Consider the following 26,246-nt stretch of genomic DNA (forward strand, 5'->3'; position numbering starts at 1 on the left):
CATGGCTGCGCGCCGATGGAACGCGCGTCACGTGCTGAGAGTGCGCACGGTATCAACTCGTGTGCGGTGTCGAGCAGTTGCGGAGTGAATTATGTCTCGACCGGAACATTCTCTTTGCCGGACCAGCGTGCCGCCGCGGCCTACAGGCCCTGCCAGTCGGGCTTGGCGGCGTAGGTGGCGCGGAAGTAGTCGGCGAGCTTGAGGCGGGAGGCCGCCGCCTCGTCCACGACGACCGTGGCGTGCGGGTGGAGTTGCAGCGCGGACGCGGGCACGAGCGCGGAGAGCGGGCCTTCGACCGCGAGCGCCACGGCATCGGCCTTCGCCTCGCCGGTCGCCAGGAGCACCAGATGACGGGCCTCCAGGATGGTGCCGATGCCCTGGGTGATCACATGGTGGGGGACTTCGTCGAGTCCGTCGAAGAAGCGGGCGTTGTCCTGCCTGGTCTGTTCGGTGAGTGTCTTGATCCGGGTGCGGGAGGCGAGGGAGGAGCAGGGCTCGTTGAAGCCGATGTGCCCGTCGGTGCCGATGCCCAGCAGCTGGAGATCGACGCCGCCGGCCTCCGTCAGCGCGCGGTCGTAGGCGGTGCAGGCGGCCACGACGTCCTCGGCGGTGCCGTCGGGGCCCATGAAGGAGGCGTCGGTCAGGCCGAGGGGTTCGACGACCTCGCGCAGGACGACCGAGCGGTAGGACTCGGGGTGGCCGTACGGCAGGCCCACATACTCGTCGAGCTGGCAGATCCGTGCCCGGGAGGCGTCGGTCCCCTGCGCACGCACCTTGGCCGCGAGGGCTTCGTAGACGGGCAGCGGGGTCGATCCCGTGGCGACGCCCAGCAGGGCGTCGGGCTTGCGTCGCAGCAGGTCGGCCATGGCTTCGGCGATGAGCACGCCACCGGCGGCGGAGTCCGGAACGATGACAACTTCCACGAAGATCCCTGTCTCTGAAAGCGCAACTGGTGTAGACCAATCTATCAGGGTGTGGGGGAGCGCGGCAGCGGTGGCAGACGTACCAGGAGTGAAACCTGGCAGAAATCCCCGGTGCGCCGGCGTCGATACGCTCGGACCAGGACCGCACGGGAGGTGGGCGCATGGTCACTGGACCCGGACCCCAGATACCGGACCGCAGCAGGCTGCGCACCGTGGTCGAGGACGAGACGCAGCTGCGCCACCACGTGGTGCACGGCTACCGTCGCGCGTACCGCATCGCGGGAGAGGGCCCGGCGATTCTCCTCATCCACGGGATAGGAGACTCCTCGGCCACCTGGGTGGACCTCATTCCGGGGCTGGCGCGCCGGTACACCGTCGTCGCACCCGACCTGCTGGGCCACGGGGACTCGGACAAGCCGCGTGCCGACTATTCGGTGGCGGCCTACGCGAACGGCATGCGCGATCTGCTCGGCGTACTCGGCATCGACCGCGCCACACTCGTCGGCCATTCACTGGGCGGCGGAGTGGCCATGCAGTTCGCCTACCAGTTCCCGGAGCGCACCGAGCGGCTGGTCCTGGTGAGCGCCGGCGGCGTCGGCCCGGAGGTCAACCCCGTCCTGCGGGCCGTCTCGCTCCCGGGCGCCGACCTGCTCCTGTCCATGCTCGCGCTGCCGGGAATGCGGCGGGGGACCGGGCTCTTCGCCGAGCTGATGAGGAGACTGGACACAGATCTCGGCCAGGACGCCCCGGAACTGCTGAACATGGTCGACGCGCTGCCGAACGCCACCTCGCGCAGCGCCTTCATCCGTACGCTGCGTGCCGTGGTCGACTGGCGGGGCCAGGTGGTCACGATGCTGGACCGCTGCTACCTGACCCAGGGCATGCCGACCCTGCTGCTGTGGGGTTCCCGCGACAGCGTGGCGCCGGTGAAGCACGCGTACGGAGCGCATGCGGCGATGCCGGGGAGCCGACTGGAGATCTTCGACGGCGCGGGTCACTTCCCCTACCACTCCGACCCGGCTCGCTTTCTGGCGCTGGTCGAGGAGTTCATCGAGACGACCTGCCCGGCCGACTGGAGTACGGAGCGCTGGCGGGAACTGCTGCGGGCGGGGCGCCCGGTCGAGGACGGCCCGCAGATCGCCGGCGAGCGCAGCGCGACATAGGCGTCGGCGACGGGCGGTGACCGCTCGCGTCAGAACAGCGGCAGCTGGCCCGGGAATTGCGGGACGACCGCGCCGTCGAGATCCGGTTGCAGGGCCGGATCGAGCGGTGCCCGACGCCGGGACCCGGGACAGGAGACCAGATCCGCGGCTGTCCTCACTCCGGCCGGGTCGTGTCGGGCGAACCGCCCGGCGACAACGGCGATTTCACGGCGGCACACGGGGCAGAGGCGTCGGGGAGCGGACATGACCCCAGTCTGCCAGCCGTTCCTGCCCGGGACGTCCGGCCCGGCAGCGGGAGGCGCGGCACCTCGCCGGACTCCGATGCCCGGCCGGGGGCGCGGCATCTCCCCGGACTCCGCTCCTCGGTGGCAGGGAGGCTCGCGCGTGCCGGTGCCGGCACCCGGACTTGTCACCGCACCTCGACGAGCCGGGCGAACGCCACCACGTTGCCCTCGTAACCGGTCTTCTCGGCATAGCGACCGCCGCAGGTGATGACCCGCAGCTCCGGCTGGGCCGTGTCCCGGTAGACCCGGGCCGCGGGGAAGTCCTTCTTCGCGAGCAGTTCGACCGCGTAGACGGCGAAGACCGCCGTCCGGCCGTCCGCGCGCAGAATCTCGATGCGGCTGCCCCGCTGGAGCAGTCCGAGCGAGTAGAAGACGGCCGGGCCCGCCTCGTTGTCGACATGGCCGACGACGACGGACGTGCCCCGCTCGCCCGGGCTGACCGCGCCCCGGTACCAGCCCGCGAGATTGCCGTTCGCGAGCGGCGGTGGGTCGACCCAGCCGTCGGCGTCGAGGCCGACTTCGGTCAGCGGGGCGTCGAGCCGCACGGATGGTACGGCGATCCGGCGCGGCGGAGAGTGGGGGAGCGGGCCGGGCGCCGCCGGCATGGCGTCGGCGGCGCCGTGGTCGGCGGCGACTGCGGGGGAGGGTTCGGGAGGGCCGCCGGAGGTCCCCGTGGATCCGTTGTGTACGAGAAAGACACCGAGCAGCAGGACGCAGAGCAGCGTGAACCAGGCGCCGCGCCTGTTGGACGTGGGCATAGGCCTTCCCTTGTGCGCCCTTCGATGGCGCTCCGCCGCCCAGGACTGTGGGGGACCCGGGGCGGCGGAGCCGCTGTGGCAGCGTCAGACGCCGTCCCCGGCCCGGCGGCGCAGCAGCAGGAATCCGCCGGCGCAGAACGCTCCGGCGATCAGGGCGGAGCCGGCCGAGATCTGCGTGGGGCCGAGATCGGCGAAGGAGCCGCCCGCGCCGCCTTTCACACCTCCGTCGGGCTTCGTCAGCACGGGGCCCACGTCGGAGCCTGTGTCCGGCTCCTTGCCCGTTCTCGGGTCGGACCCCGTGACCGTTTCCAACCCTGTGCTTGTGTCCGGGCCTGTGTCCGGGGCTGGGGCCGTGCCTGGGTCCGGACCCACGCCCGTGCCTGTGCCTGTGCCTGTGCCTGTCCCTGTGCCGGTGAGGGTCCCCGTGCCTGGGTCCGTCGCCGTGCCTGTGGGGGTCCCCGTGTCTGTGGGGGTCCCCGCGCCGGTGTCCGTGTCGGTGCCTGTGCCTGTGAGCGACGCGGGTCCGGCGGTGATGCTGAGCGGGGCCGTGCCCTTCTCGCCCTTGCAGTCGAAGGTGACGTCGTACGCAGCACCCGGCTTGGCGCCCTCGTCCACCGTCGCCGTGCCTGGCTGGCCCTCGGTGAGGGTGACGGAGTCGAAGACCCCCGACGAGGCGGTCACGCTCTCGCACTCCGTGGCGCCGAGAGTGACGGTTTCGCCGGGCGCGACGGTCGTGGGACTGACCGTGAAGCCGAAGGAGGTGGTGTTGCTCCCGTCGTCGGCGAGAGCGGCCGGGGCACCGAGAGCCAGCGCGGCGGTGCCGATCAGAGCGAGGGTGGCGACACGTATTGCACGCATGGTCGGTTCTCCGATTTCCCGAGGGGCAGCCGCGGACATTTCCGCGATGGCGAGAAATGCCCCTCGCCGCGTCCGACGCTAAGAGGGCGGTCGGGGATGCCGCATGCGGCGCGGGCCGGGCGGGCACGGCGTGTCACCGCCGTCCGGCTCGCGGCGGCGGCGGTCGTGCCAGGTCACGCGGTGTGGCCGCAGGCCGGGGCCACACCGCGGTGCGCCCAACTCCGAACGGGTGAGGGCGTCACCCGGGTGGCCCCGCGCCACCGCCGGCCCCCGGCGCTCTCCGGCACCGGAGCGTCATGCCTTTCGGTAGGTGTACGCCTCCGAGGCCGCCGCCTCGACCGCGTCCAGGTCGCCGCCCGCCGAGGCGGTCACCACCGCCGCCACCGCGCCCTCCACGAACGGCGCGTCGACCAGCCGTGTCCCGCCGGGCAGTTCGTCCCCCTCCGCCAGCAGGGCCTTCACCGTGAGCACCGCGCTGCCCAGATCGACGAGGACGGCGACTCCCGCGCCCCCGTCCACCGAGGCCGCCGCCGAAGCGATCAGTTCGGAGCTGGTGCCGAGGCCGCCGTCAGGGGTGCCGCCCGCCGCGGCGACCGGCGCGGTCGGGCCGCCGCCTGCGAGCCCCCTGGCCAGTTCGGCGACGGCGGCCGCCACCTCCTTGCTGTGCGAGACCAGCACGATCCCCACCGGCTCCGCGCCGCTCATCCCGCCACCTCCGCGAGCGCGGCGATCAGCAGCGCCGAGGAGGTCGCGCCCGGGTCCTGGTGTCCGATGCTGCGCTCGCCCAGATAACTGGCCCTGCCCTTGCGCGCCTGGAGCGGCACCGTCGCCAGCGCGCCCTGCCCGGCCGCATCGGCGGCCACCGCGAACGAAGCGGTGCCCTCGCCCAACGCCTCGACCGCCGGCTCCAGCGCGTCCAGCATCGTCTTGTCCCCGGCCCTGGCCCCACCGAGCTGCGCGACCGCCGCCACACCAGCCCGCAGGGCGTCGGCCAGCCGCGCGGGGCTGACCTCGGCATCCTCGCCGAGCGCCTTGCCCGTGCGCCGCAGCAGCGTTCCGTACAGAGGGCCGGACGCGCCGCCCACCGTCGAGATCAACTGCCGCCCCGCCAGGGTCAGTACGGCACCGGGCGTCGTCGGCGTCTCCTTCTCCAGGACCGCGGTCACCGCGGCGAATCCGCGCTGGAGATTGCTGCCGTGGTCGGCGTCGCCGATCGCCGAGTCCAGCTCGGTGAGGCGGTCCGCCTCCCGGTCCACCAGGGCCGCCGCGGCCGTCAGCCAGCGGCGGAAGAAATCGGCGTCGAGCACAGGAACTCCCATGGTGAGTCGGTCCCGGACGTTCAGCGGCCCCAGCGGAGCGCGGGGGTCTGCACCGGCGCGTCCCACAACCTCAGCAGCTCCTCGTCTGCCTGACAGAGCGTCACCGAGCAGCCCGCCATGTCGAGCGAGGTCACATAGTTCCCGACGAGCGTACGGGCGACCGCCACCCCGCGCTCGGTGAGCACACGCTGCACCTCGGCATTGAAGCCGTACAGCTCCAGGAGCGGGGTCGCCCCCATGCCGTTGACGAGGACCAGGACCGGGCCTGTCGGCTCCAGATCCTCCAGCACCGCGTTGACGGAGAAGTCGGCGATCTCGCGTGAGGTCATCATCGGCCGCCGCTCACGCCCCGGCTCGCCGTGGATACCAATGCCCAACTCCAGTTCTCCCGACGGCAGATCGAAGGTGGGGCTGCCCTTCGCCGGTGTGGTGCAGGCGCTCAGGGCGACGCCGAAGCTCCGCGAGCTCTCGTTCACCTGGCGGGCGATGGCCTCGACCCGCTCCAGCGGCGCGCCCTCCTCCGCGGCGGCTCCGGCGATCTTCTCCACGAAGAGCGTCGCGCCGGTGCCGCGCCGGCCCGCCGTGTACAGGCTGTCGGTCACCGCGACATCGTCGTTGACCAGTACCTTCGCCAGGCGTACACCCTCGTCCTCGGCGAGCTCGGCCGCCATGTCGAAGTTGAGGACGTCGCCCGTGTAGTTCTTGACGACGAACAGCACGCCCTCACCACTGTCCACCGCGGCCGCCGCCCGTACCATCTGATCCGGGACCGGACTCGTGAAAACCTCACCCGGGCACGCCGCGGCGAGCATCCCGGGACCGACGAAGCCGCCGTGCAGCGGCTCGTGCCCCGAGCCCCCGCCCGATACCAGCCCCACCTTCCCGGCGACGGGCGCGTCACGCCGCACGATCACCCGGTTTTCCACGTCCACTGACAGCTCGGGGTGCGCGGCCGCAAGGCCGCGCAGCGCGTCCGCGACGACGGTCTCGGGCACATTGATGAGCATCCTCATGGGTACCTCCTGGTGAGCGTTGCGGCCTGGCCTTCGGCGTGGGACGTGGCGCCTCGGTTCAAGTATCGAGGGAAGGCCGCCACGGGTCACGGACTGTGGCAGGAGTTGTCGCCGGGGCGGTATGCCGGGCGTGCCGGGAGGCGGCAGGGGCGTGCGCCGGGCGGTCAGCAGCCACATCAGGGCCGGGACCTCCCCCCCGGGGTGCGCGGCGGCCAGCGCCGGGGCGGTTCACGAGCGCGACGGGCCGCGGGAATCGGACGCCGTCTCCCCGCCGCCCGCCGGGTCACTCCATTGCCTGCCCGGTCACGGCGAGCGCCGCTGCCATGATGCTCAGCTGCGGGTTCACCTCGGGGCAGCCGGGCAGCACCGAGCCGTCGGCGATCAGCACCCCCCGCACCCCCCGCAGACGTCCCCGGGCATCGGCCGGGGAGCGCTGCGGGTCCCCGCCGGCGGCGACCGTTCCCGTGGGGTGGAAGGCGGAGAGGTGCAGGCCGCGGACGGTCACCCGCGCCAGTACGGCGTCGAGCTCGGTGAGATTCCTGGCGCGCGGTGCGGCCGGGATGCCGGTGAGGACCTCTTCGGCGCCGGCGGCGAAGAGCAGCCGGCCCATTGCGCGTACGGCTGTCATCAGGCGGCTGGCGTCGCGCGGATCCAGGTCGTAGCGGATCAGGGTGCGACCGCGGCCCTGGACCCGGCCGGAGGGACGGTCGGCGATCATGGCGCCGAGGGTGGCCAGACGTCCCGCGGCGTCGAGTTCACCGCGCAGCTCCCGGCCCAGGCCCGGCAGGACGAAGCTGCCCATGCCCGGCGGGGTTGCGGTCGCCTCGATCAGTACGCCGTCGCCGTGCAGCTCCTCCACGCCGACGCTCTGGAGCACGCCCTCCCAGGCGGTGACCTGCTGGGGGAAGCGTCCGGCGACGCTGGTCGCGGGGTGCACGCTGAGGTTGCGGCCGAGCTGCGGGTGCCCACCGAGGCCGGAACGCCGCAGCAGGGGCGGCGACTGGAGCGCGCCCGCCGCGACGACGACGAGCGGGGCGAGGATCTCCAGCTCACTGCCGTCGGGACGGGCGACACGGACGCCGGCGGCCCGCTTCCCGCCGGGACGGTCGGAGTCGACCAGGATCCGCAGGACCCGGGCACCGGTGACGATACGGGCGCCGGCGGCACACGCCTCGGGCAGGACGGAGAGCTGCACGCTCTGCTTCGCGCCGGACGGGCAGCCGACGACGCACTGACAGGAGCCCTTGCAGCCGGGTGCGTTGCGCCGCAGTGGCGCGGCGCGCCAGTCGAGCCGCCGCGCGCCGGCCAGGGCCAGCAGGCCGTTGTTGCCGAGGACGTCGAGGGGCTGCGTGGCCACCCGCAGGGTACGTTCCGCGTCGTCGAGGTGCTTGTCCAGATCCTCGGCGAGGGCGAAACCGAACGTCGAGCGCCAGCGTTCGAGGACATCGGGCGGAGTGCGGTAGCAGGTACCGGAGTTGACGACGGTGGTTCCGCCCACCGCCCGCCCGGTCGGCAGGAGCAGCGGGGGACGGCCGACGGCGACGCTCGCCCCGCCGTCGCGGTACAGCTCGGCGAACCGGTCGAGGGGAGTACGGCGTCCGAAAGAAGCCGTTGTGTGGTGCTCGCCCTCCTCCAGCACCACGGTGCGCAGCCCGGCGCGGGCCAGGGTGCGTGCCGCCATGGCGCCTCCGGCGCCGGAGCCGATGACGATCGCGTCGGCCGAACTGCGCGCCGCCCACTGCTCGCAGGGGGTGCAGTCGAGCGGCGGATCGTCCGGCGGGGCGAACGGCAGCCCGCGCCCACCCCCTCCGGACAACCGCTCGCTGTCATCGAGCATCTTCTCCGTACCGGCGGCGAGCAGCACCGGAACCTTGAGCAGATCCAGCAGCGGCGCCAGCGCGGTGTGCGCTGCGAGCGCGGCCATGACGTCTTCGCGCTCGCCGGGGCCGAGCGAGGTGAGCCGTCGTCCGGTGCGGGCGAGCGCGTACGTGTCCACAGCCGCGGCTGCGCCGAGCACGCCCGCGCGTGCGGGGGCGGGCATCGAGGCGAGCACATCGCTCAGACGCCCCGGCACCCGTGCTGGCCAGCGGTCGGCTCCGTCGTCGGCGAGGAGGGCGGCGACGAGTCCGGGGGCGGTCATCGGGTGCCCACCTCCGCGTGCGCGGTGCCGTCCAGCGTCCACTGGGCCTCCGGACGCCAGCGCCCCCACCAGCGCTCCACACGGACGACGGCATCCGCCTTCTCGCTGTTGCGGCAGACGGCGGGGGAGCGGTCCGGGTCCGCGTAGTCCAGGGTCAGGGTCCGCTCCTCGGACTGGGTCACCTCGACCCGGATGCGGCGCAGTCCGGCGCGTCCCGTCACCGTCCAGGTCGGCAGCCCGACGGTGGCACGGAAACGGCCGAGGCCGGCCCAGCCCACCGCCGCCCGCTCCGCCCGGCGGGGCCAGGTGTGGCCCCCGCGGCGCAGGCGCAGGAAGACCAGCGGCGGAAGCCGGCGCAGACCGGGGCGCATGGAGACGGCGGCGACGATCTCCAGTACGTCACCTCCGCCGAGGTCGGCGTGGAGCCAGGCCCAGCGCCGGGCGTTGCCGTGTCCGTAGATACGGGCGGACGCGCCGGGCGCCCCCTTCAGCGTCAACGTCCTGTCCCCGTAGGTGACCGTGCCGTCGTAGGACGCACGGGCGTACGGCAGCATCTGGGCGGCCGGGAGCAGCGCACGCCGCCAGGACCAGCGCGGGAAGGTGAACAGCGGTGCGTCCTCGCCCCTTTCGGCGAGGTCCCAGCGGAACTCGCCCGCGGAGCCGGTGAGGCTGCCGGGCCGGGCCTCGACGCCCTGGGACGTGAAGCCGTCGGCGGAGCCACGCCACGGCTCGGGGCCGAACCGCGCGTGGGCGACCGGGCCTTCCTTCGGGAAGATCGCGACCCAGCCGTGGGCGAAGGGCGGTGCGCCGTCGGTGGGAGAGGTCAGTTCATGGTGCAGCCAGAGTCCGTCGCCGGTGACCGGGTCGGTCGCGGTGGTGTACCAGACCTCGGTACGGCCGTGCTCTCCCCGCCAGCGTGGAGCGAGCAGCGGGGCGACGTCGTGACGGCGGGGGAAGCGGAAGCTCGCCAGGAAGGGCGCGAGCCCGGTCGCCACCGGAAAGCGCAGCGTGCCTTCGCCGATCCGCCGGTCCCCCTCCTCGTACAGCGTGAAGGGCAGCGTCGTCATGGACCGCAGCGGATGCAGGGGGGTGATGGACTTCCAGCCGTCGAGCCTCAGACGGCGTCCTGTGGCGGTGAAGGTCAGCCGGTAGCGGATCCGGCGACGTGCCAGGGGCGAGATCTCCAGTTCGCCCACCGCCTGGGCGTCGTCGGCCCAGCCGGCGATCCGTATGCGTCCCGTGAGCCTGGCCTCGGTCGTGCCGCGCGGGCGCAGGACGCTGTCCGCCGTCACCCGCAGATCGAGCCTGGCGCGGCGGGTACGGCCTTCCTCGTCGAGGCGGGCGGTGCCGAGCATGGTCTCCGTGAACCGTGTTCCGCGCTCGCTGCCGGTCCGTGTTCCGCGCTCGCTCATGCCGGTCCGTGTTCCGCGCTCGCTCCTGCCGGTCCCTCCAGCATGATCCGCTCGGTGGCGGTCAGATAGGCGTCCGCCGCCACGCGGGCCCCGGGGCCGTCTCCCGCCGACACGGCGTCCACCACCGGCGCCAGCCGGGCGTGGGCGGACACCGGGTCGGTGAACGGTTCCACCAGCGCGGCCCTGACCGGCAGATAGGCGTTGAAGAGGGTGTTGGTCAGCAGGACATAGACACGATTACCGGTGGCGCGGGCCAGGGCCCGGTGCACCTCGACATCGGCGAGCTGCACGGCGTCGCCTCCCTCGGCCGCCCGTACGGCCGCCAGCAGCTCACGCAGTTCGGTCTTCTGCTCGTGCCGGGCTCGCAGGGCGGCCCGCTCGGCGATCAACGCACCGACACTGCGCCGTACTTCGAAGACCTCGGCGATCCAGTCCGGGCTGTGGCGCACCAGCATGGGCAGCAGATCGGCGCCACCGAGCCGCGCGTAGTCGCGCACCCGGGTGCCCACGCCGTGCCGGGTCTCCAGCAGCCCTGCCTGGATGAGCCGCCCGAAGGCGTGCTTGAGGGTGGTGCGGGTGACGCCGTACCCGTCGGCGAGCTGCCGCTCGGGCGGCAGATAACTCCCGGCCGGATGGCGGCCGGTGAGGATGTCCTCACGCAGCCGCCCCTCCAGGACGTCGACGATCGTCTCGCGGGGCAGCGTCTCCACGAAGTTCCTTCCCGGGGCGGCGGCGACCGAAGTGGCCGTGCGGCAGTCCCACTTACTGAGTGAGTCAGTGGCTCAGCCACTCAACCAGTAGGCGGGAACGGGGGTCAAGGGGCAGGGTGCCGTGAACACCCGCCCCTCGGACCCCGATTCCCGCCTTCCCCTACTCCGGGCCGGAGTCCTCCGGTGTGCCGCGCGCCAGTTCGGCCAGGGTGTCCAGCGCCTGCCCCAGAGCGTCCGGCGGCGGCGACGCGAGCGCGAGCCGTACGGCATGGGGCGCATGGCCCGGCCCGACGGCGAACGCGGCGGCGGGCGTCACCGCGATGCCCCGGCGGGCAGCGGCGGCCACGAAGGTCTCCGCCCGCCAGGGCTCCGGCAGTTCCCACCAGCAGTGGTAGGCGTGCGGATCGGCGCGCACCCTGTATCCAGCGAGGCGGTCGGCGACGATCTGCTGGCGCATCGTCGCGTCCCTGCGCTTCGCGCCCTCGATCGCCGTGGCGGTGCCGTCGGTCATCCACCGCACCGCGGCCTCCAGGGCGAAACCCGATGCCGTCCATGCCCCGGACCGAAGGGCGGAGGCGACGGAGTGGACCAGATGGGCCGGGGTTGCCACGAAGCCGAGGCTGAGGCCCGGAGCGAGCCGCTTGGAAAGACTGTCGACGACGAGGGTCTGCTCGGGCGCGAGGGCCGCCAGCGGTGGCAGGTCGTCACGGAGGAAGCCATAGACGGCGTCCTCGACGAGCGGGATGTTCCGGGCGCGTACGACGTTCGCGAGTTCGGCCCGGCGCTGCGCGGACATGGTGACGCCGAGGGGATTGTGCAGCGTCGGCTGAAGATAGAGAGCACGCAGGGACGGGGCCGCGCCGAGCGCCTGCGGCACCAGCCCGTCCCCGTCGACCGTCAGCGGGACCGGCGTGATGCCGAGGCGGGCCGTGATGCCCTTCACCACCGGGTAGGTGAGCGGCTCCACGCCGAGGCGCTCACCGGCCGGGACCAGGGCCGCGATCGCGGCGGCGATCGCCTGCCGGCCGTTGCCCGCGAAGAGGATCCGCCCGGGGTCCGGTGCCCAGCCCGCGCGCGCCAGATGCGCGGCGGCGGCCTGCCGGGCTTCGGGTGTGCCTGCCGCGCCGACCGGGCGGAGGGCCGTGGTCAGCGCCTCGGGGCGCAGCATGCGCGTGAGGCTCCTGGCCATCAGTGCGGGCTGGTCGGGCAGCACGGGGAAGTTCAGTTCGAGGTCGATCCGCGCCCCGCCGGGCTCCGCCAGCGCGGGTTCCGGCAACGGCGCACCGGCGCGCACGAAGGTGCCGCGCCCGACCTCACCCACGGCCAGGCCCCGCCGGATGAGCTCCTGATACACGCGCGCGGCGGTCGAACTCGCGATGCCCTGCGCGCGGGCGAATCTGCGCTGCGGCGGGAGCTGGTCGCCGGGGCGCAGACGCCCGCGGGCGATGTCCGCCGCGAGCCCGTCGGCGATGACGCGGTAGTCCTCCATCAGGCCATCCTATATTGCACCGAGAGCATTGTTTTTATTGCTCCGAGAGATTGCACCTCATAGCATCGAGGAGTCAATCCGGCGCGCGGAAGGCAAGCTCATGAGCAGGGCCTCTTTCGGTGACATCACCGTGGGGTACGAGGACGAGGGCAGCGGCGACGCACTGGTCCTCATCCACGGCCACCCCTTCGACCGCTCCATGTGGCGGCCTCAGACAGCGCACTTCAGCCGGTCCGGATGGCGCGTGATCGCCCCTGATCTGCGCGGCTACGGCGAGAGCACGGTCGTGCCCGGCACCACGCCGCTGGAGACGTTCGTACGCGATGTCGTCGCCCTCCTCGACCACCTCGGCGTCGATCGTTTCGTCCTCGGCGGACTCTCCATGGGCGGACAGATCGTCATGGAGTTCTACCGGCTGTTCCCCGGCCGGATCCGGGGCCTCCTGCTCGCCGACACCTTCGCCGCGGCCGAGACGGAGGAAGGCCGCATCCGGCGCCACGAGACGGCGGACCGGCTCCTGCGCGAAGGAATGCGCGGATACGCCGAGGAGGTGCTGCCCAAGATGGTCGCGCCGGACAACATCAGGGCCCGGCCGGATGTCGCCCGTCATGTGCTGGGCATGATGTCCGAAGCCCCGCCCGAGGGCGCCGCGGCGGCCCTGCGCGGCCGGGCCGGGCGCCCGGACTATGTCGCGATGCTGGGGCGTATCGCCGTGCCCACGCTGGTCCTGGTGGGGGAGGACGACGCGTTCACGCCGGTGGAGGATGCGCGTCTGATCCAGGAGCGCGTCCCCGGTGCCACGCTCGCGGTGATCGAGGGGGCCGCGCACATGCCGAACCTGGAACGGGCAACGGAGTTCAACGCCGCGTTGGAGCACTTCCTGGACAGGCTGCGGACACGACGGCCCACAGACGTGTGACCCCGCCGGCCCCGGCCCGTCCTCACGCAGCCGCCACGCGTCGTAGCACCACGGACTTCCGCCGCGTTCACGCGAGGAGGGGCCCGCGTGAGGACGGGCCGCGTGAGGACGGGCTCGCGGTCCCTGGGAACTCGGGGTCGCTAGGGAAGCTGCTGGTCCGGGTCGAAGCTCAACCGGGCCCGTACGGTGTCGGGCCCGCGGACCCGTGAGGCGAAGGCGATCAGCTCGCACCTGCCCGCCTGCCGGCAGTCGACCGTGCTGCCGCCGATGGTCGTGAAGGTCACCGACACCGCCATGTCGCGGTCCATCACACCCTCGTCGGTCGTCGCCGGCGGCCGGCTGCCGGGGCGGCAGCCGAGGGTGTCGGCCGATCCGGTCAGGCATTCCAGCACGGAGACGTGGTACTGCGGTTCATAGCCGCGCCCGCTCACATGCACCGTCTGCCCGTTCAGCAGGTCGTGGTCGGGCGTCGCACTCAGCGTGGGCGGGGCTTCGAGCGGGCCGTGCGGCCTGAAGCGCAGCGGCACGGTGGTCAGCAGCGCGCCGTCGTTGTCGGTCAGCGCCAGCGAACAGGGGTTGGAGGGTGCCACCGTCCGGCAGTCGACGTTGCCTGCCGCCGTGCTCAGCTGCGCGTAGAGCTTCTTGGGCGAGGGGTAGTACGTGCCGTCGGGCAGGACCCGGTACTGCCGCCTGGTCTCCTCGTCGCAAGTCGCCACGGAGGCGGAGGGCCCGCACTCCTTCACCCATACGTACTGCTTCGGTGGCCCGTCGCTGATCGTCACGGTGATGATGTCACCGTCGAGCAGGCCGACCGTGCGGCTCACCTTCAACGCCGGTCCTGCGGGAGCCGGTTCGGCCGATCCCGGCTGCGCCCCCACCATGGACAGCAGTAACCCGCCGCACATCAGACCCGCGCCCACGGCTGCTCTGCGCGCGTTCGTCATCCATCTCATCGCTCAAGGCCTCCCAGCCTCCGTGAAAACACCGGTCAGGCGCACTGCGGGTGACGCACAACTGCCAGGGGCCCCAGTCCCCATGCCTTCGCCTCATCGGTAGCTTCCTCGCGCCGTAACCGTCCGGGGTGCATCCTCATGGTCCGGACGGGCGAGCGGCCAGAGCGCGAATCGGTCACCCCGAAGGGCGGCGACCGGACCCGGTCCTGCTCAACCGGCGCATGACCGCCCGTTCCCAGGACAGGACCTGGCCGAGGGCGACCGTGACCGTGACGACGGCGAAGAGCCCGGTCAGCCGGGACAGCAGGACGAAGGGCGACCCGAAGGGCCCGAATCGATCGAAGCCGCGGGCAACGGCACGCGGCATGGAGAACTTTGAGCCCTCACGGGTGGAGTCGTGGACCTCGCGGAGGAACGGGAGCCTCGCGAGGAACGCGTTCGCCTGCCTTCATCCCGGCCCGCGGGCGGAGTCGCTCAGGAGCGGGGAGGCCCGTCGTCGTAGCGCTGCTCGAAGACGTGCGAGCGGACGCGGCGGGCGGTACGGCGCTGGGCGCTGCAGGCCATGACGGTGCCGAAGGCCAGGGCCGCCGCTCCCGCGATCATGAAACCCGAGCCGAGGACGTCGACATCGACCCAGGTGAGCTGCCAGGTGACGTAGAACCTCAGAGCGGCTCCGAGGGCTATGAGGGCGAGTCCGCCCGCTGCGGTCATGAGCGGCCTCCTCTGGATGGGGCGCCCAACGGGTGCTCCCTGTCTCTCGTCCGGATTTCTTCCCTCAGCGTGCGGGCCCGCAGCGGGAATGTCCTGGTGGGGAGCACCCGATTGCGCCGATCGAGTCTCCGGCGCGCGGCGGCGAGGGTCCTTCCGTACGGTGAAGCCGTCCTTCCGATACGCGAACGGGCGGTGTGCGGACCTGTCCCCGGGCCTCCCGGGTGCCGCCCGGGACGGTAGGAGGCCGGATGCACCGATCGGACTCTGCTTCCACGCCGCCCGGCGCCGGCGGCAGGCCTCCGGCGCCCGGCCGGCCTGGCGCCCTCTTCAGGCGGCCCCGGCGTGCGACGCGCAGCGAGCTCAGCCAGCTGGTCTGCGCGGTCGTGGGGTTCGGGCTGGGACTCGCGGTTCCCGAGGTGAAGTCCGGCCCACAGATCGACGCCGGCCGGGTGAGCAGCCTCCTCTTCTCCGTGGGGTTCGGCGTCGTCAGCCTGGTGAGCATCATCTACTCGGTGCTCTTCCTGGTGGTGCAGTTCTCCGCCAGCGCGTTCAGCCCGCGGCTCGGCCTGTTCCGCGACGATCCGATCGTGTGGCGGACCTTCGCGTTCGCCATCGGGGTCTTCGTCTTCGCCATGACCGCGGGGCTCTCGATCGGAGCGGAGCAAGAGGTGTCCGTCTTTCTGCCCTGTGTGGCCGTGCTTCTCGCGCTGGTGGCGCTGGCGTTGATGCGCACCCTCCAGACCAGGGCTTTCGCGTCGATCCAGCTCGCGCCCGCGCTGGGGGCGGTCACGGCGCGGGCCCACCACCTGTTCGACGCGCTGTACACACAGCCGTACACGGGCTTCGCCACCGGCCGGGAGCCGGACGCGGGCGCCGCGGTCACACTGCGCTGGACGCGGAGAGCCGCCGTCCTGCAGCAGATCGACGTGCCGACGCTCGTCGCTGCGGCCAAGGAGCACGGCTGTGTGGTCACTCTGCGTCCGCACATCGGCGGCACTCTGGTACGCGGCATGGCACTCGCCGACGTGCGGGGCGGCGAGCTGCCCGAGCAGGCGCTGCACAGGACCCTGGTGACCGGCGAGGAGCGCAGTCTCGCGCAGGACCCCGAATTCGCCTTCCGGCTGCTGGCGGACATCGCACTCAAGGCGCTCTCCCCGGCAGTGAACGACCCCGCCACCGCCGCCCAGGCCCTGGACCACACCGAGGACCTGCTGATCCGGATCGCGGACCGTGACCTGGACGTCGGCCGGATCGCCGACGACGGTGGGACGGTCCGCGTGGTCGTTCCCGTGCCCGGGTGGGAGCGGTTCATCGCCCTGTCCGTCGACGACGTCACCGTCGCTGCCCTCGCCTCGCCCATGGTGCTGCTCAGACTCCGCACCCTGCTGAGGCGGCTGCTGGAGGCATGTCCCGCATCACGGCGCCCGCTGGTGGGCGACCGGCTCCGCTGGGTCGAGCAGGTCGGGGCCGAGGACTACCCTCTCCATTGGGAGCCGTATGCAGATGAAACGCCATAGTGCGGGGCAAATTTCGCAAAGCTATCCTGGCGAGGATCCTGGCCGCCTGACCGGACTTTCCGGTCCCTCCTCCGGAGCGAGCGCATGGCAGGACGGGACTGGCCCGTGATCGGACCCGCCGAGAGGCTGGCCCTCAACCGCATGGGCAGCTTCGACTGGGATCTGGCGAACGGGACCTTCGAGCTCGACGAACCGGGCCTGGCCGTCTTCGACCTGGGCCCGGGAGAATTCGACGGCAGACCCGAGTCGCTCAGCTCCCGGGTGCCGCCCGAGGAGAGCCTGCGCCTCGAATCGGTCGTCGGCCAGGCCATCGAGCGGGGGCGCACCTCGTACGGCGCGTACTTCCAGGTGAGGCGCCGCAACGGAATCCGGCAGTGGACCCATGTACGGGGGCGGATCCTGCGTGACGCACGGGGCAGCGCCCACCGGGTCGTCGGCATCGTGCGCAACGCGACCACCGAGCTCACCGAATTCGCGGTGATCAGCCCACTGGAGGCCGACCGGCAGCGGATGGCCGCCATGGTCCAGGGCACCACGGAGGTACTGTCGCGGGCCGTGACCGTGGACGATGTCACCGCCGCTCTCACGGGCACGGCCGGCCTGGAGCGCTTCGGCGCCGACGGGCTCGCCCTGGGGCTCGTCGACGGCTCCGCCTTCAAGATCATCGCGCTCTCCGGCGAGTCGATGGAAGTGATCAAAGAACTGACGCTCAACAAGCTGGACGCCTCGCTGCCGCTCGCCGAGGCGGTCCTCACCCAGGAGCCACGGTTCGTCACCTCCCTGGACGAGCTCGCCGTCAAGTTTCCGAAACTGGCGCCGTACATCCGTCGGCTCGGCGTCGATGCCGCCGCGTTTCTGCCCCTGGTCGCCCAGGCCCGTTCCATCGGAGGGCTGGCGCTCTTCTACCGCGGCCGGACCCAATTCTCCGCCGAGGACCGCACCCTGTGCCGTGGGCTGTCCGGCATCGTCGCCCAGTCGCTGCAGCGAGCCATCCTCTTCGACAAGGAGCGGGAGTTCGCGACCGGCCTCCAGTTCTCCATGCTCCCGCGCCACATCGCCGATTTCCCGGGCGCCGAGATCGCCGTGCGCTACCACGCGGCGTGGAGCGGCCGCGAGGTCGGCGGAGACTGGTACGACGTGATCGCCCTGCCCCGCGGACGCGTCGGGATCGTGGTCGGCGATGTCGAGGGGCACGACACGCACGCCGCCGCGATCATGGGCCAGCTGAGGATCGCCCTGCGCGCCTTCGCCGGCGAGGGGCACGACCCCTCCACCGTGCTCGCCCGTGCCTCGCGCTTCCTCGCCGAACTCGACACCGACCGCTTCGCCACCTGTACGTACGCCCAGGTCGACCTGGTTACGGGAGGCGTGCGGGCCGTACGGGCGGGCCACTTGGGGCCGCTGATCCGGCACACCGACGGACGGGTCGGCAGCCCGAATCTGCGCGGAGGACTGCCCCTCGGCCTGGCCACGGAGTTCGAGGAGGAGGAGTACCCCGAGTCGCGGCTGGACCTCGTGCCCGGCGAAACGCTCGTGCTGTGCACCGACGGCCTCGTGGAGGAGCCCGGACTCGACATCGCCGCCGGGATCCAGGCGCTCGCCGACGCCGTGCGCAGCGGACCCGACGAGGCGGGCGCGCTCGCCGACCATCTCGCGGACCAGCTGTGGCGGCGGTGGGGGACCGGCGACGACGTCGCCCTGCTCATCCTGCGCCGGGCACCCGATCCCGGGACCCATCGGGCCCCCAGGATCCACCAGTACGTCCACCAGGCCGACCCGGAGGGACTGGCCGAGGCGCGCACCGCACTGCGCCACGCGCTGGAGGACTGGGGACTGGCCAGACTGGCCGACGATGTGGAACTCGCCGCCGGTGAACTGCTGGTCAACGTACTCCTGCACACCGAGGGCGGAGCCGTGCTGACGCTGGAGGTCCTGCCCGAACCGGTCAGGCGCGTGCGGCTGTGGGTGAAGGACCGCTCCAGCGTCTGGCCGCGCCGCAGGACGCCCGGTGAAGCGGCGACCTCAGGACGGGGTCTGAACATGATCGACGCGGTGTCCGCGCGCTGGGGCGTGGAGCCCCGGGGCGAGGGCAAGGCCGTCTGGTGCGAATTCGAACCGCCGGACACCGCGAGCTGAGGGTCCCGGACGGCCGGGACATGGGACGGAACGCGCTGCGGGCGCCGCGCCGTTGCCGGGGCGCGGCGGGCCCCGCCGACGGTGGGTGACACCGCATTCTGAGCGGTCCGAAGGCCGTTGGAGGTCAAAGGGGTCGGCTTGCCGGAGGGCTTTCCGGCTGCCGGCGCTGAACCGTGTCGTTCGCTCCGTCGAGGAATTCGACGACCGCGAGGAGCGCGAGGACTCCGATGGCCAGCCAGATGGTGACCATGCTGGTGGGGTGGTCCCAGAGTGCGAACACCACAGCCGCCACGACGACCACGCCCCAGTTGAGCCACGTCTTCCAGTGGTGGACCCAGGTACCGACACGACCGGTGTCCAGCCCCGTGGCACCACGCACAGCGCCGATTCCGGACCTCCACATCTCCCGCGCCTTCACCGCCCAGCGCCCGGGGCCGCTGAGCCAGGCTCCCAGCGCGATCACCGCGCCGAGGGTGACGACGGTGCGCACGCTCGAGCGCAGGAAACGGATCAGCGTCTCGTAGACCGAGGAGGCGGCCGCCTGGTTCACCGAGGCGGGCAGTGCGTCCAGATAGTACGTACGGAACGCCGTCAGTCCGATACCGAGGATGCCCACGGCGACCGCGATGCCCAACACCGCGGCGATCAGCGCCCGTCGGCGGTGTACGGCCAGGAGGACGCCCGCCGCCGCGATCAGTACGGCCACGATGGGGAGCCAGACCCCCATGATCTCCAGGAGCCGGAAGACCTTCTTTCCCTTGCCGATCTGGTCGGACGTCGCGACGACGAAGCTGGTGTGCACCTCGGGGATCTTCTCCGCGACCGTCAGACCACGGTCGATGAGGCGTTGCTTGACCCGGTCGATGACCGGGGCGAGATCCACCGTGACCTGGTCCCCCTTGAGCACGACGGCGCCGCCCCCCTCACCGGTGAGCGCCTTGACCATCGTGTCGTGGGCGCGGCGGTTCACCTCGGTCCAGATGGTGGCGAAGGCGTCGCTGGAGACGAACCGCGCTGTCACCGCCTGCACGAGGCTCTTGAGGCCGCTGGTGAGCGGACCGCTGAGCTTGCTGAGCGCGGCATCCAGCTTGGGCCGGTCCTCCGGGGCGACCTCCGCGATCAGGTCGGACACACTGATGTGCTCCATCACCGCGTTCGTGATCCGGTTGGTCACGGCGGCCTGTACATCGGGGTCCGAGGCGAGCGGCTCCACGGTGGCCACGTACCGGTCGGTGTCCCCCACGATGTCGGCGGTCCAGACCGAGACCGCGCACAGCGGGGCCAGAATCACCGCCAGCACGATCAGTACCGCGGAGAAGAACGAACGCACACGGTGCCGGGGCTTCTTGCTCTCCAGGGAGGCAACCTTGTGGCGCAGCTCCGCCAGCTCGGCCCGTTCCGCCGAGGTCAGTCGTCCGTCCCCCGATGCGTCGGCGTTGCTCACCAGGTCTCCGTCCGCCGTTGCTGCTGTTGGCGTCAGCTAAACCCGGGGATCCGGCGTCGGCACGGCACGTGGGCATACGGGTGAATCCGGCGCCGCCGCCGACCACGCGCCGTCCGTGTCACGTCGGCGGGCGGGTTCACCCGGACGGCCGCGTCCAGGTGGTCGCAGGTCCGGGCGCCGCACAGGCTCGGTCTGACCTCGCCCCTCGACGAAGGAGTCAACCCATGTCACAGACAGCGAACCGGTCGGGCACCCACGGCAGATCAGGCGCGGGCGGGGGCGGCGCATGGGCGGCGGGCGGCACGCTGTTCGCCGGTGTGCTGCTCCTCATCGACGGAATCCTGGCCGTCGTCAACGGCATCGCGGCCATCGCCGACGACGACATCTACGTGCGCGCCGACAACTACGCCTACACGTTCTCTCTGACCACCTGGGGCTGGATCCACCTGGTCCTCGGTGTGATCGCCGTCGCCACGGGCTGGGGCATCCTGAGGGGCGCCGGCTGGGCCCGTGTGCTGGGCGTGGTGATCGCCTCGCTGAGCGTCGTCCTCAACTTCATCTGGCTGCCGTACCAGCCGTTCTGGGCCGTGATCGCGATCGGCGTGGGCCTCTACGTCATCTGGGCGCTGTGCACGGACCGCTCGATCGGCACGGTCTGAGCCGCTTGCCGCGGCGCCGGGTGAATACTCGTCACGCGCTCGTCCGTACCCGGACGGAAGGAAGACGATCATGCTCACGAACAGCAAGGCGTTCAGCGGCTTCGCGGTCACCGATCTCAAGAAGGCGAAGGAGTTCTACGGTGGGACGCTCGGTCTGCGGGTCACGGAGCGGGAGGGCGGGCCCGGTGGCCTGCTGACCCTGCACCTCGGCAGTGGCGCGGACGTACTCGTCTACCCGAAGCCGAACCATGTGGCGGCGAACTACACCGTGCTCAACTTCCCGGTCTCCGACATCGACGCCGTGGTCGAGGAACTGACCCGGCGCGGGGTGACCTTCGAGCGGTACGCGGGCTTCGACCAGGACGACAACGGGGTCATGCGGGCGCATGGCCCGCCGATCGCGTGGTTCACGGACCCCGCCGGGAACACCCTCGCCGTGCTCCAGCCGGACTGAGGCCGCTGTCTGAAGGGCGAGCGAGCCCGGATGTCAGTCGGTGGGCGGGCACCGCAGTTTGTTCCCGGTCACCGGCGCCCCCTCCACGCTGCTGCGGTCGTAGACGACCTTGACGACCGCCGATGCCCCGGTTCCGACGGCGATGTCGAAGACCGGCCCGTGCCCGGCGACCGGACGCAGCGTGGCGCCGGGGAGGGCGGCCGCGACCGTGGGGGCGTACCGGTCCCAGTACGGATCGAAGGTGATGACGGTCGGGCCGCCCGGCCTCGGCTTCGCGGGCAGCGTGGGGGTGTTGTCGACCACGAAGCTGTTGGCCGACATCGCCGCGGCGACCTCGGGGTCCGTCACGCGCAGATGGATCGAGGACGGCGGGATGTCGACGGGGACGTCGTTGCTCGGGCGGATCCTGGTGTCGCCGACGATCGGCCGGTCCTCACGCAGCGCGTCCCACAGAGCGGCCGAGCGCTCCTTGTGCCACAGCAGGGTGGATCCCCACTCCGGCACGCGGTGGTCGAAGTCCGAGATCGGCACGGTCGCGAACTCCGTCTGATCGGCCTTGAGCCGGCGCAGTACGGAGCCTAGGTGCATCAGATCCAGCAGGCTGGTGTCGGCGTCGGCGCGCACCGACTTGCGCAGCGTGATCGCCGTGTCGATGGCGGCGGCCGGGTTGGCGAAGGCTCCCTCGTCCCTGAGCCGGGAGAGCATTTCGATGAGCAGGCGCTGCTGACGGCGTACCCGGCCCAGGTCGCCGGGCGGGGCGACATGACGGGCGCGTACGTACCTCAGGGCGCGGCGGCCGTCCAGCCGGTGCGTTCCCCGCGACAGCTCCAGCCCGGAACCGTCGTCCGTCAGACGCTTGTCGGTGCAGACGGTCGCGCCTCCCATACGGTCGACGGCGGACGCGAATCCGCTGAAGTCCGTCTCCAGATAGTGATCGATGCCGAGCCCGGTCGCCTTTTCCACGGTCCGCACCGCGAGGTCCCCGTCGCCGTGGGCGAAAGCGCCGTTGATTTTCCCCGAGTGCCGTTCATGCGCATGGTCGGCGAACTCCACGTACGAGTCACGCGGAATGGAGACCGCGCTCATCCGGCGGCCGTCCTCGGCGAGATGAACGAGCATCATCACATCGGTGCAGTCGCATTCCTTGCCGCCGACATGGAGGCGTTGGATCTCTTGTGGCGACATGCCCGTGCGGCGGTCGATTCCGACGACGAGGACATTGGTGCCCTTGGTCTCCTTGATGCCGGAGACCGGGGAAACGGGCTGTTCGGACGTCCAGAGGGAGCCGCCCGTGGCGAGTGTGGCGACCAGGACGGCCGTGAGCGTAAGGCTGCGCACAGAGGACTCCTCCGACATCGGATATCGACCAATCATCAGACAGAAGCATGAAATGGCTGCCCTGGCCTGTATTGACCGTCGATTCACGTGCCGGTGTCGTGCACACGGAAAAGGGTCCGCCCGCTGTATCGCGGACGGACCCTTTCCTTCGAGGAACCTGAACCGGAGAAGGGAACCGGTCAGACGGTGATGATCGCCGGGTCGCTCACACCCGGACGACCGTTCTCGACATGCCCGGCGAACCGGCGCAGGAACGCCGCGTCCGTGTCGGACACCACGCTCAGGTCGTACCAGCGCTTGCTGCCGCACAGATCCACGGTGTGCACGACACGCTTGCCCGGACGCACGGTGAAGGTCTGCTTCCTGCCGCCGTACGCCTGGGTCAGCGTGAGGCGGCAGCTGGTTCTGCCGGTGTTCTTCATGGTCAGCTCGACGCTGCCGGTGGAGGCGATGTGGCGTGCGGTCACCTCCGGGCCCGCGGTCTTGCCGGGCCCCTTGAAGGTGCGTACGAAGCCGTTCGGGCCGTACACCGACAGGTCGTACACGCCGTTGGAGTACACCGTGTTCCAGGTGTCGGAGAGCTGCTTTCCGGCGGAGGTCGTGTACGTCCACGGCCCGTCCGTACGGTTCGCGGAGGTCACCAGGAACTGTGCGCCCGCCGAGGCGCCCGAGCCGAAGGTGAGCGTGAAGCGCCCGGTCGCCGGGTTCAGAGCGCCGTCGACCAGCGGTGCGTACGGCAGCGGACGCGCGCGCCGCGAGCCCTTCTCCTGCTTCGGCAGCTCCGGGTTGGCAGGCGGCGTGGGCACATAGCTGGGGTGCCGCGCGTGGTCCGGCGGCTCGTACCCGTCGGTGTCCGGGAGGGCCGCGGGCGCGGTGTTCTTGAGGCCGAAGTCGAAGGCCGAGGTCAGGTCTCCGCAGATGGCGCGCCGCCACGGCGAGATGTTCGGCTCGCCGACCCCGAAGCGACTCTCCATGAACCGGACGATCGAGGTGTGGTCGAAGACCTCGGAGCAGACGAAGCCGCCGGTGCTCCAGGGGGAGACGACGAGCATGGGCACGCGCTGGCCGAGGCCGTAGGGACCCGCGGCGTACTTGGCGTCGCCCTTGAAGTGGTCGAGTGCGGTGTCCACGGTCGACAGGCCCTGGGCGGACGATGCGGGCGGGTAGGGCGGCGGCACGTGGTCGAAGTACCCGTCGTTCTCGTCGTACGTGATGAACAGCGCGGTCTTGCTCCACACCTCGGGGTTGGACGTGAGCGCGTCGAGCACCTGCGCGATGTACCAGGCGCCGTAGTTCGCCGGCCAGTTCGGGTGCTCGGAGAAGGCCTCGGGGGCGGCGATCCAGGAGATCTGGGGGAGCTTCCCCGCCTTCACATCGGCCTTGAGTATGTCGAAGTACCCGTCGCCGTTCTTGGCGTTCGTGCCGGTGCGGGCCTTGTCGTACAGCGGGTCGCCAGGCTTGGCGTTGCGGTACTTGTTGAAGTAGAGCAGCGAGTTGTCGCCGTAGTTGCCGCGGTAGGCGTCCTCGATCCAGCCCCAGGAGCCGGCCGCGTCCAGGCCGTCGCCGATGTCCTGATAGATCTTCCACGAGATCCCGGCCCGCTGGAGCCGCTCGGGGTACGTCGTCCAGTCGTACCCGGCCTCGTCGTTGGCGAGGACCGGGCCGCCGCCCTTGCCGTCGTTGCCCGTGTGGCCCGACCACATGTAGTAGCGGTTGGGGTCGGTGTTACCGATGAAGGAGCAGTGGTACGCGTCGCAGACGGTGAAGGCGTCCGCGAGCGCGTAGTGGAAGGGGATGTCCTGCCGGGTCAGGTACGCCATCGTCCCGGCGGACTTGGCCGGAATCCACTGGTCGTACTTGCCGTTGTTCCAGGCCTTGTGGCCGCCCGACCAGTCGTGGTTGAGGCCCTCGATGAACTGCATGCCGAGGTTTTCGGCGTCGGGGTGGTAGGGCAGCACGTCCTTGGAGCCGTCGGACTGGTGCCAGACCGACTTGCCGGGACCCGTCGTCACCGGGCGCGGGTCGCCGAAGCCGCGTACGCCCTTCATCGCGCCGAAGTAGTGGTCGAACGAACGATTCTCCTGCATGAGCACGACGATGTGCTCGATGTCCTTGATGGTGCCGGAGCGGCGTGCGGCGGGGATCGCGGCGGCACGGTCGATGCTGCTCGACAGGGCCGAGAATCCCGCGGTCGCGCCCGCGATCTGAAGGAAACGCCGCCGATTGAGTTCAGGCATGAGTGTGAGCCTCTTGGGTTGGGGGACAGGAGCGAACGGAGTGTCCAAGAGGAACCGGAGGAAGGGAAGGTCCGGTGTCGGCCGTGTGAAAGGGCGGAGTACTCACCGCGAACACACGGACAGAGCCGGTGTGCGGGAGGCAGAGGCAAGGTACTGGCGGGGCGTCAGACCGACGGTGCGCCGCCCGGGCGTTGCGGGTGTACCGGCTCCGCAGGTCGGCGCCGTCCGGTACGAGGACACTCGTCTTCGCGACCGTCATACAGCGCGCCCAACCCCCCGGGACCTGAGACCACACGGTCCTCAGGAGGACGGGACCGCGCTCGATCCGGTCCAGTCGAGCAGTTCATCGGCGCCGAAGGTGTTGATGATCCGCGTGGCCGGCACCCCGCACTCCTCGGCCCGGGAGCAGCCGATGATCTGCCAGTCCAGCTGCCCGGGGGCGTGGGCGTCCGTGTCCACGGCGAACCAGACCCCCGCGTCGACCGCGAGACGCAGCAGTCGTCTGGGGGGATCCAGCCGCTCGGGTCTGCTGTTGATCTCCACGGCGGTGCCGTGCGCCGCGCAGGCGGCGAAGACCTCGTCCGCTTCGAACCGCGACTCGGGCCGCCGCTTCTCTGCGATGAGCCGGCCCGTGCAGTGACCCAGCACATCGGCCAGCGGATTGCGGACCGCTTCGACCAGCCGCCGGGTCATCGCTGCCGACTCCATCCGCAGCTCCGAGTGGACCGAGACGACCACGAGATCGAGCTGGTCCAGCAGCTCCGGATCCTGGTCCAGCGAACCGTCCACGAGGATGTCGCACTCGATGCCCGTCAGCAGCCGGAATGGGGCCCACTGCCGGTTGAGGTCCGCCACGACCCCCAGCTGTTCCCGCAGCCGCTCCGCGGTCAGACCACCGGCGACCGTCAGCCGGGGCGAGTGGTCGGTGAGGACGGCCCATGCGTGACCGAGAGCGATCGCCGTACGTCCCATGGCCTCGATGGGACTGCCGCCGTCCGACCAGTCCGAGTGCAGATGGCAGTCGCCGCGCAGCAGAGCGCGCAACCGCGCGCCGCCGTCGGCGAGCGGCACGGACGCCTCCTCCTCCAGAGCCTGGAGATAGCGCGGGACCTCACCGGCCAGAGCCTCCCGGACGACCTGCGCGGTCTTGGGACCGATACCCTTCACGGCCTGCAGCGTGCCTGCGCGCACACGCCGGCGGATCTCGTCGTCGGGTATCTGCGACAGGACGGCCGCCGCCGTGCGGAAGGCACGGACCCGATACGTCTCGGCCCGGCTGCGCTCCAGCAGAAACGCGACCCGGTCCAGCGCCTCCACGGGGTGCATCGCAGCTCCTTCGCACCGTGAGGTTCCACTGTCACCCGCCCCGGATGCCACGGCACGCCGAGCGGGGGTCGCTCAGGGTAGTCACGCGAATGGCAGGTGTGACAGCGCCGGGGGAAAATGAACGGCCGGATCTCTTCCCGGTGTACGGATCTCTTCCCGACGTACGGCAGTTCCGCCCGGACCCGTCCTACACCGGGGCCCGGACTGCCCGCTGGTGCTTTCACTCAAGGAGGGCACTGATGTTGATGCCGGACATCGCTGTGATCGCCGGGCTGATGGCCCGCTACCGGGCCCACGAACACCACTTTCTCGCCGCCCCCCACGACCACGGTGCGCGGATGCGCTTCGAGGACACCGCGTACACCCTGTGTGTGCTGATGGGTGAGCGCACGGCCAGGGAAGCCGTCCTCGCGGCGGAACGCTACGTCGCCCGCGCCCGGCCGAAGAAGGGTGCCGCAAAGGAGCGTCCCTGACCCACGGTGC

At 71.3% G+C, this 26,246-nt stretch carries 25 protein-coding genes; 7 read left to right on the forward strand and 18 right to left on the reverse strand.

Features of this window, described 5'->3' with window-relative positions:
- Positions 1 to 140: 140 nt before the first annotated feature.
- Positions 141 to 923 (reverse strand): glucosamine-6-phosphate deaminase, encoded by a 783-nt coding sequence (locus OG293_RS33510; RefSeq protein WP_406002486.1) that lies wholly within the window; start codon positions 921 to 923, stop codon positions 141 to 143.
- A 161-nt stretch (positions 924 to 1,084) separates the two neighbouring features.
- Here OG293_RS33510 and OG293_RS33515 point away from each other — a divergent pair, with 161 nt between their 5' ends.
- Complete coding sequence (locus tag OG293_RS33515) at positions 1,085 to 2,086, forward strand: alpha/beta fold hydrolase (protein ID WP_406002487.1); 1,002 nt, start codon at positions 1,085 to 1,087, stop codon at positions 2,084 to 2,086.
- Between the two features lie 29 nt (positions 2,087 to 2,115).
- Here OG293_RS33515 and OG293_RS33520 read toward each other — a convergent pair whose 3' ends face one another.
- The 10 genes from OG293_RS33520 to OG293_RS33565 all read right to left on the reverse strand — a co-directional run bounded on the left by OG293_RS33520 (position 2,116) and on the right by OG293_RS33565 (position 12,069).
- Positions 2,116 to 2,331, reverse strand: coding sequence for a hypothetical protein (locus OG293_RS33520; RefSeq protein WP_406002488.1), 216 nt, complete (start codon positions 2,329 to 2,331; stop codon positions 2,116 to 2,118).
- 164 nt (positions 2,332 to 2,495) lie between these two features.
- On the reverse strand, positions 2,496 to 3,128 hold the full coding sequence (locus tag OG293_RS33525) for a class F sortase (protein ID WP_406002489.1): 633 nt from the start codon (positions 3,126 to 3,128) through the stop codon (positions 2,496 to 2,498).
- Positions 3,129 to 3,212: 84 nt separating this feature from the next.
- Positions 3,213 to 3,986 (reverse strand): hypothetical protein, encoded by a 774-nt coding sequence (locus OG293_RS33530; protein WP_406002490.1) that lies wholly within the window; start codon positions 3,984 to 3,986, stop codon positions 3,213 to 3,215.
- Positions 3,987 to 4,280: 294 nt separating this feature from the next.
- Entirely contained in the window at positions 4,281 to 4,691 is a 411-nt protein-coding gene (locus OG293_RS33535) for a PTS-dependent dihydroxyacetone kinase phosphotransferase subunit DhaM (RefSeq protein WP_406002491.1), read from the reverse strand.
- Complete coding sequence (gene dhaL, locus OG293_RS33540) at positions 4,688 to 5,293, reverse strand: dihydroxyacetone kinase subunit DhaL (RefSeq protein ID WP_406003795.1); 606 nt, start codon at positions 5,291 to 5,293, stop codon at positions 4,688 to 4,690. The genes OG293_RS33535 and dhaL overlap by 4 nt, the downstream gene beginning before the upstream one ends.
- A 32-nt stretch (positions 5,294 to 5,325) precedes the next feature.
- On the reverse strand, positions 5,326 to 6,318 hold the full coding sequence (gene dhaK / locus OG293_RS33545) for a dihydroxyacetone kinase subunit DhaK (protein WP_406002492.1): 993 nt from the start codon (positions 6,316 to 6,318) through the stop codon (positions 5,326 to 5,328).
- 283 nt (positions 6,319 to 6,601) lie between these two features.
- Positions 6,602 to 8,458 (reverse strand): GMC family oxidoreductase N-terminal domain-containing protein, encoded by a 1,857-nt coding sequence (locus OG293_RS33550; RefSeq protein ID WP_406002493.1) that lies wholly within the window; start codon positions 8,456 to 8,458, stop codon positions 6,602 to 6,604.
- Positions 8,455 to 9,870: a hypothetical protein gene (locus tag OG293_RS33555; protein ID WP_406002494.1), complete on the reverse strand. Its 1,416-nt coding sequence runs from the start codon at positions 9,868 to 9,870 to the stop codon at positions 8,455 to 8,457. Before OG293_RS33555 ends, OG293_RS33550 begins: the two co-directional genes overlap by 4 nt.
- Positions 9,867 to 10,580, reverse strand: coding sequence for a FadR/GntR family transcriptional regulator (locus tag OG293_RS33560; RefSeq protein ID WP_406002495.1), 714 nt, complete (start codon positions 10,578 to 10,580; stop codon positions 9,867 to 9,869). The genes OG293_RS33555 and OG293_RS33560 overlap by 4 nt, the downstream gene beginning before the upstream one ends.
- A gap of 160 nt (positions 10,581 to 10,740) precedes the next feature.
- Positions 10,741 to 12,069 carry a PLP-dependent aminotransferase family protein gene (locus OG293_RS33565; protein ID WP_406002496.1) on the reverse strand — a complete coding sequence of 443 codons (1,329 nt, stop codon included), beginning with the start codon at positions 12,067 to 12,069 and terminating at the stop codon, positions 10,741 to 10,743.
- Between the two features lie 100 nt (positions 12,070 to 12,169).
- Here OG293_RS33565 and OG293_RS33570 point away from each other — a divergent pair, with 100 nt between their 5' ends.
- Positions 12,170 to 12,988, forward strand: coding sequence for an alpha/beta fold hydrolase (locus OG293_RS33570; RefSeq protein WP_406002497.1), 819 nt, complete (start codon positions 12,170 to 12,172; stop codon positions 12,986 to 12,988).
- Positions 12,989 to 13,128: 140 nt separating this feature from the next.
- Here the strand turns inward: OG293_RS33570 and OG293_RS33575 are convergent, their stop codons facing one another.
- The 3 genes from OG293_RS33575 to OG293_RS33585 all read right to left on the reverse strand — a co-directional run bounded on the left by OG293_RS33575 (position 13,129) and on the right by OG293_RS33585 (position 14,652).
- Positions 13,129 to 13,932 (reverse strand): neocarzinostatin apoprotein domain-containing protein, encoded by an 804-nt coding sequence (locus tag OG293_RS33575; RefSeq protein ID WP_406002498.1) that lies wholly within the window; start codon positions 13,930 to 13,932, stop codon positions 13,129 to 13,131.
- A 184-nt stretch (positions 13,933 to 14,116) separates the two neighbouring features.
- Positions 14,117 to 14,308, reverse strand: coding sequence for a hypothetical protein (locus tag OG293_RS33580; protein WP_406002499.1), 192 nt, complete (start codon positions 14,306 to 14,308; stop codon positions 14,117 to 14,119).
- A gap of 107 nt (positions 14,309 to 14,415) precedes the next feature.
- Positions 14,416 to 14,652, reverse strand: coding sequence for a hypothetical protein (locus tag OG293_RS33585; RefSeq protein ID WP_406002500.1), 237 nt, complete (start codon positions 14,650 to 14,652; stop codon positions 14,416 to 14,418).
- Positions 14,653 to 14,900: 248 nt separating this feature from the next.
- Between OG293_RS33585 and OG293_RS33590 the strand changes: the two genes are divergently transcribed.
- Both OG293_RS33590 and OG293_RS33595 read left to right on the forward strand, forming a co-directional pair.
- A complete protein-coding gene (locus tag OG293_RS33590; protein ID WP_406002501.1) occupies positions 14,901 to 16,169 on the forward strand; it encodes a DUF2254 family protein in 1,269 nt (422 codons plus the stop codon).
- Positions 16,170 to 16,253: 84 nt separating this feature from the next.
- A complete protein-coding gene (locus tag OG293_RS33595; RefSeq protein WP_406002502.1) occupies positions 16,254 to 18,305 on the forward strand; it encodes a SpoIIE family protein phosphatase in 2,052 nt (683 codons plus the stop codon).
- 124 nt (positions 18,306 to 18,429) lie between these two features.
- Here the strand turns inward: OG293_RS33595 and OG293_RS33600 are convergent, their stop codons facing one another.
- Complete coding sequence (locus OG293_RS33600; RefSeq protein ID WP_406002503.1) at positions 18,430 to 19,749, reverse strand: hypothetical protein; 1,320 nt, start codon at positions 19,747 to 19,749, stop codon at positions 18,430 to 18,432.
- Between the two features lie 224 nt (positions 19,750 to 19,973).
- Between OG293_RS33600 and OG293_RS33605 the strand changes: the two genes are divergently transcribed.
- Together OG293_RS33605 and OG293_RS33610 are read left to right on the forward strand one after the other, a co-directional pair.
- Positions 19,974 to 20,408 carry a hypothetical protein gene (locus OG293_RS33605; protein WP_406002504.1) on the forward strand — a complete coding sequence of 145 codons (435 nt, stop codon included), beginning with the start codon at positions 19,974 to 19,976 and terminating at the stop codon, positions 20,406 to 20,408.
- Between the two features lie 70 nt (positions 20,409 to 20,478).
- A complete protein-coding gene (locus OG293_RS33610; protein ID WP_406002505.1) occupies positions 20,479 to 20,862 on the forward strand; it encodes a VOC family protein in 384 nt (127 codons plus the stop codon).
- 33 nt (positions 20,863 to 20,895) lie between these two features.
- Here OG293_RS33610 and OG293_RS33615 read toward each other — a convergent pair whose 3' ends face one another.
- The 3 genes from OG293_RS33615 to OG293_RS33625 all read right to left on the reverse strand — a co-directional run bounded on the left by OG293_RS33615 (position 20,896) and on the right by OG293_RS33625 (position 25,763).
- On the reverse strand, positions 20,896 to 22,200 hold the full coding sequence (locus OG293_RS33615; protein WP_406002506.1) for an LCP family protein: 1,305 nt from the start codon (positions 22,198 to 22,200) through the stop codon (positions 20,896 to 20,898).
- 179 nt (positions 22,201 to 22,379) lie between these two features.
- Positions 22,380 to 24,437 (reverse strand): phosphocholine-specific phospholipase C, encoded by a 2,058-nt coding sequence (locus OG293_RS33620; RefSeq protein WP_406002507.1) that lies wholly within the window; start codon positions 24,435 to 24,437, stop codon positions 22,380 to 22,382.
- A 300-nt stretch (positions 24,438 to 24,737) separates the two neighbouring features.
- Complete coding sequence (locus OG293_RS33625; RefSeq protein ID WP_406002508.1) at positions 24,738 to 25,763, reverse strand: PHP domain-containing protein; 1,026 nt, start codon at positions 25,761 to 25,763, stop codon at positions 24,738 to 24,740.
- A gap of 239 nt (positions 25,764 to 26,002) precedes the next feature.
- On the opposite strand from OG293_RS33625, the gene OG293_RS33630 reads away from it, so the two are divergent.
- Positions 26,003 to 26,236 (forward strand): DUF5133 domain-containing protein, encoded by a 234-nt coding sequence (locus OG293_RS33630; RefSeq protein WP_406002509.1) that lies wholly within the window; start codon positions 26,003 to 26,005, stop codon positions 26,234 to 26,236.
- Positions 26,237 to 26,246: the final 10 nt, after the last annotated feature.

Source organism: Streptomyces sp. NBC_00829 (assembly GCF_045161795.1).
Classification (GTDB): domain Bacteria; phylum Actinomycetota; class Actinomycetes; order Streptomycetales; family Streptomycetaceae; genus Streptomyces.

Bases quoted from the DNA above. Each gene is read 5' to 3' on its own strand.
- OG293_RS33515 (WP_406002487.1), top strand. From the start codon at position 1,085: ATGGTCACTGGACCCGGACCCCAGATACCGGACCGCAGCAGGCTGCGC.
- OG293_RS33520 (WP_406002488.1), bottom strand. From the start codon at position 2,331: ATGTCCGCTCCCCGACGCCTCTGCCCCGTGTGCCGCCGTGAAATCGCC.
- OG293_RS33525 (WP_406002489.1), bottom strand. From the start codon at position 3,128: ATGCCCACGTCCAACAGGCGCGGCGCCTGGTTCACGCTGCTCTGCGTC.
- OG293_RS33530 (WP_406002490.1), bottom strand. From the start codon at position 3,986: ATGCGTGCAATACGTGTCGCCACCCTCGCTCTGATCGGCACCGCCGCG.
- OG293_RS33535 (WP_406002491.1), bottom strand. From the start codon at position 4,691: ATGAGCGGCGCGGAGCCGGTGGGGATCGTGCTGGTCTCGCACAGCAAG.
- dhaK (WP_406002492.1), bottom strand. From the start codon at position 6,318: ATGAGGATGCTCATCAATGTGCCCGAGACCGTCGTCGCGGACGCGCTG.
- OG293_RS33550 (WP_406002493.1), bottom strand. From the start codon at position 8,458: ATGACCGCCCCCGGACTCGTCGCCGCCCTCCTCGCCGACGACGGAGCC.
- OG293_RS33555 (WP_406002494.1), bottom strand. From the start codon at position 9,870: ATGAGCGAGCGCGGAACACGGACCGGCAGCGAGCGCGGAACACGGTTC.
- OG293_RS33565 (WP_406002496.1), bottom strand. From the start codon at position 12,069: ATGGAGGACTACCGCGTCATCGCCGACGGGCTCGCGGCGGACATCGCC.
- OG293_RS33570 (WP_406002497.1), top strand. From the start codon at position 12,170: ATGAGCAGGGCCTCTTTCGGTGACATCACCGTGGGGTACGAGGACGAG.
- OG293_RS33575 (WP_406002498.1), bottom strand. From the start codon at position 13,932: ATGACGAACGCGCGCAGAGCAGCCGTGGGCGCGGGTCTGATGTGCGGC.
- OG293_RS33580 (WP_406002499.1), bottom strand. From the start codon at position 14,308: ATGCCGCGTGCCGTTGCCCGCGGCTTCGATCGATTCGGGCCCTTCGGG.
- OG293_RS33585 (WP_406002500.1), bottom strand. From the start codon at position 14,652: ATGACCGCAGCGGGCGGACTCGCCCTCATAGCCCTCGGAGCCGCTCTG.
- OG293_RS33590 (WP_406002501.1), top strand. From the start codon at position 14,901: ATGCACCGATCGGACTCTGCTTCCACGCCGCCCGGCGCCGGCGGCAGG.
- OG293_RS33595 (WP_406002502.1), top strand. From the start codon at position 16,254: ATGGCAGGACGGGACTGGCCCGTGATCGGACCCGCCGAGAGGCTGGCC.
- OG293_RS33605 (WP_406002504.1), top strand. From the start codon at position 19,974: ATGTCACAGACAGCGAACCGGTCGGGCACCCACGGCAGATCAGGCGCG.
- OG293_RS33610 (WP_406002505.1), top strand. From the start codon at position 20,479: ATGCTCACGAACAGCAAGGCGTTCAGCGGCTTCGCGGTCACCGATCTC.
- OG293_RS33620 (WP_406002507.1), bottom strand. From the start codon at position 24,437: ATGCCTGAACTCAATCGGCGGCGTTTCCTTCAGATCGCGGGCGCGACC.
- OG293_RS33625 (WP_406002508.1), bottom strand. From the start codon at position 25,763: ATGCACCCCGTGGAGGCGCTGGACCGGGTCGCGTTTCTGCTGGAGCGC.
- OG293_RS33630 (WP_406002509.1), top strand. From the start codon at position 26,003: ATGTTGATGCCGGACATCGCTGTGATCGCCGGGCTGATGGCCCGCTAC.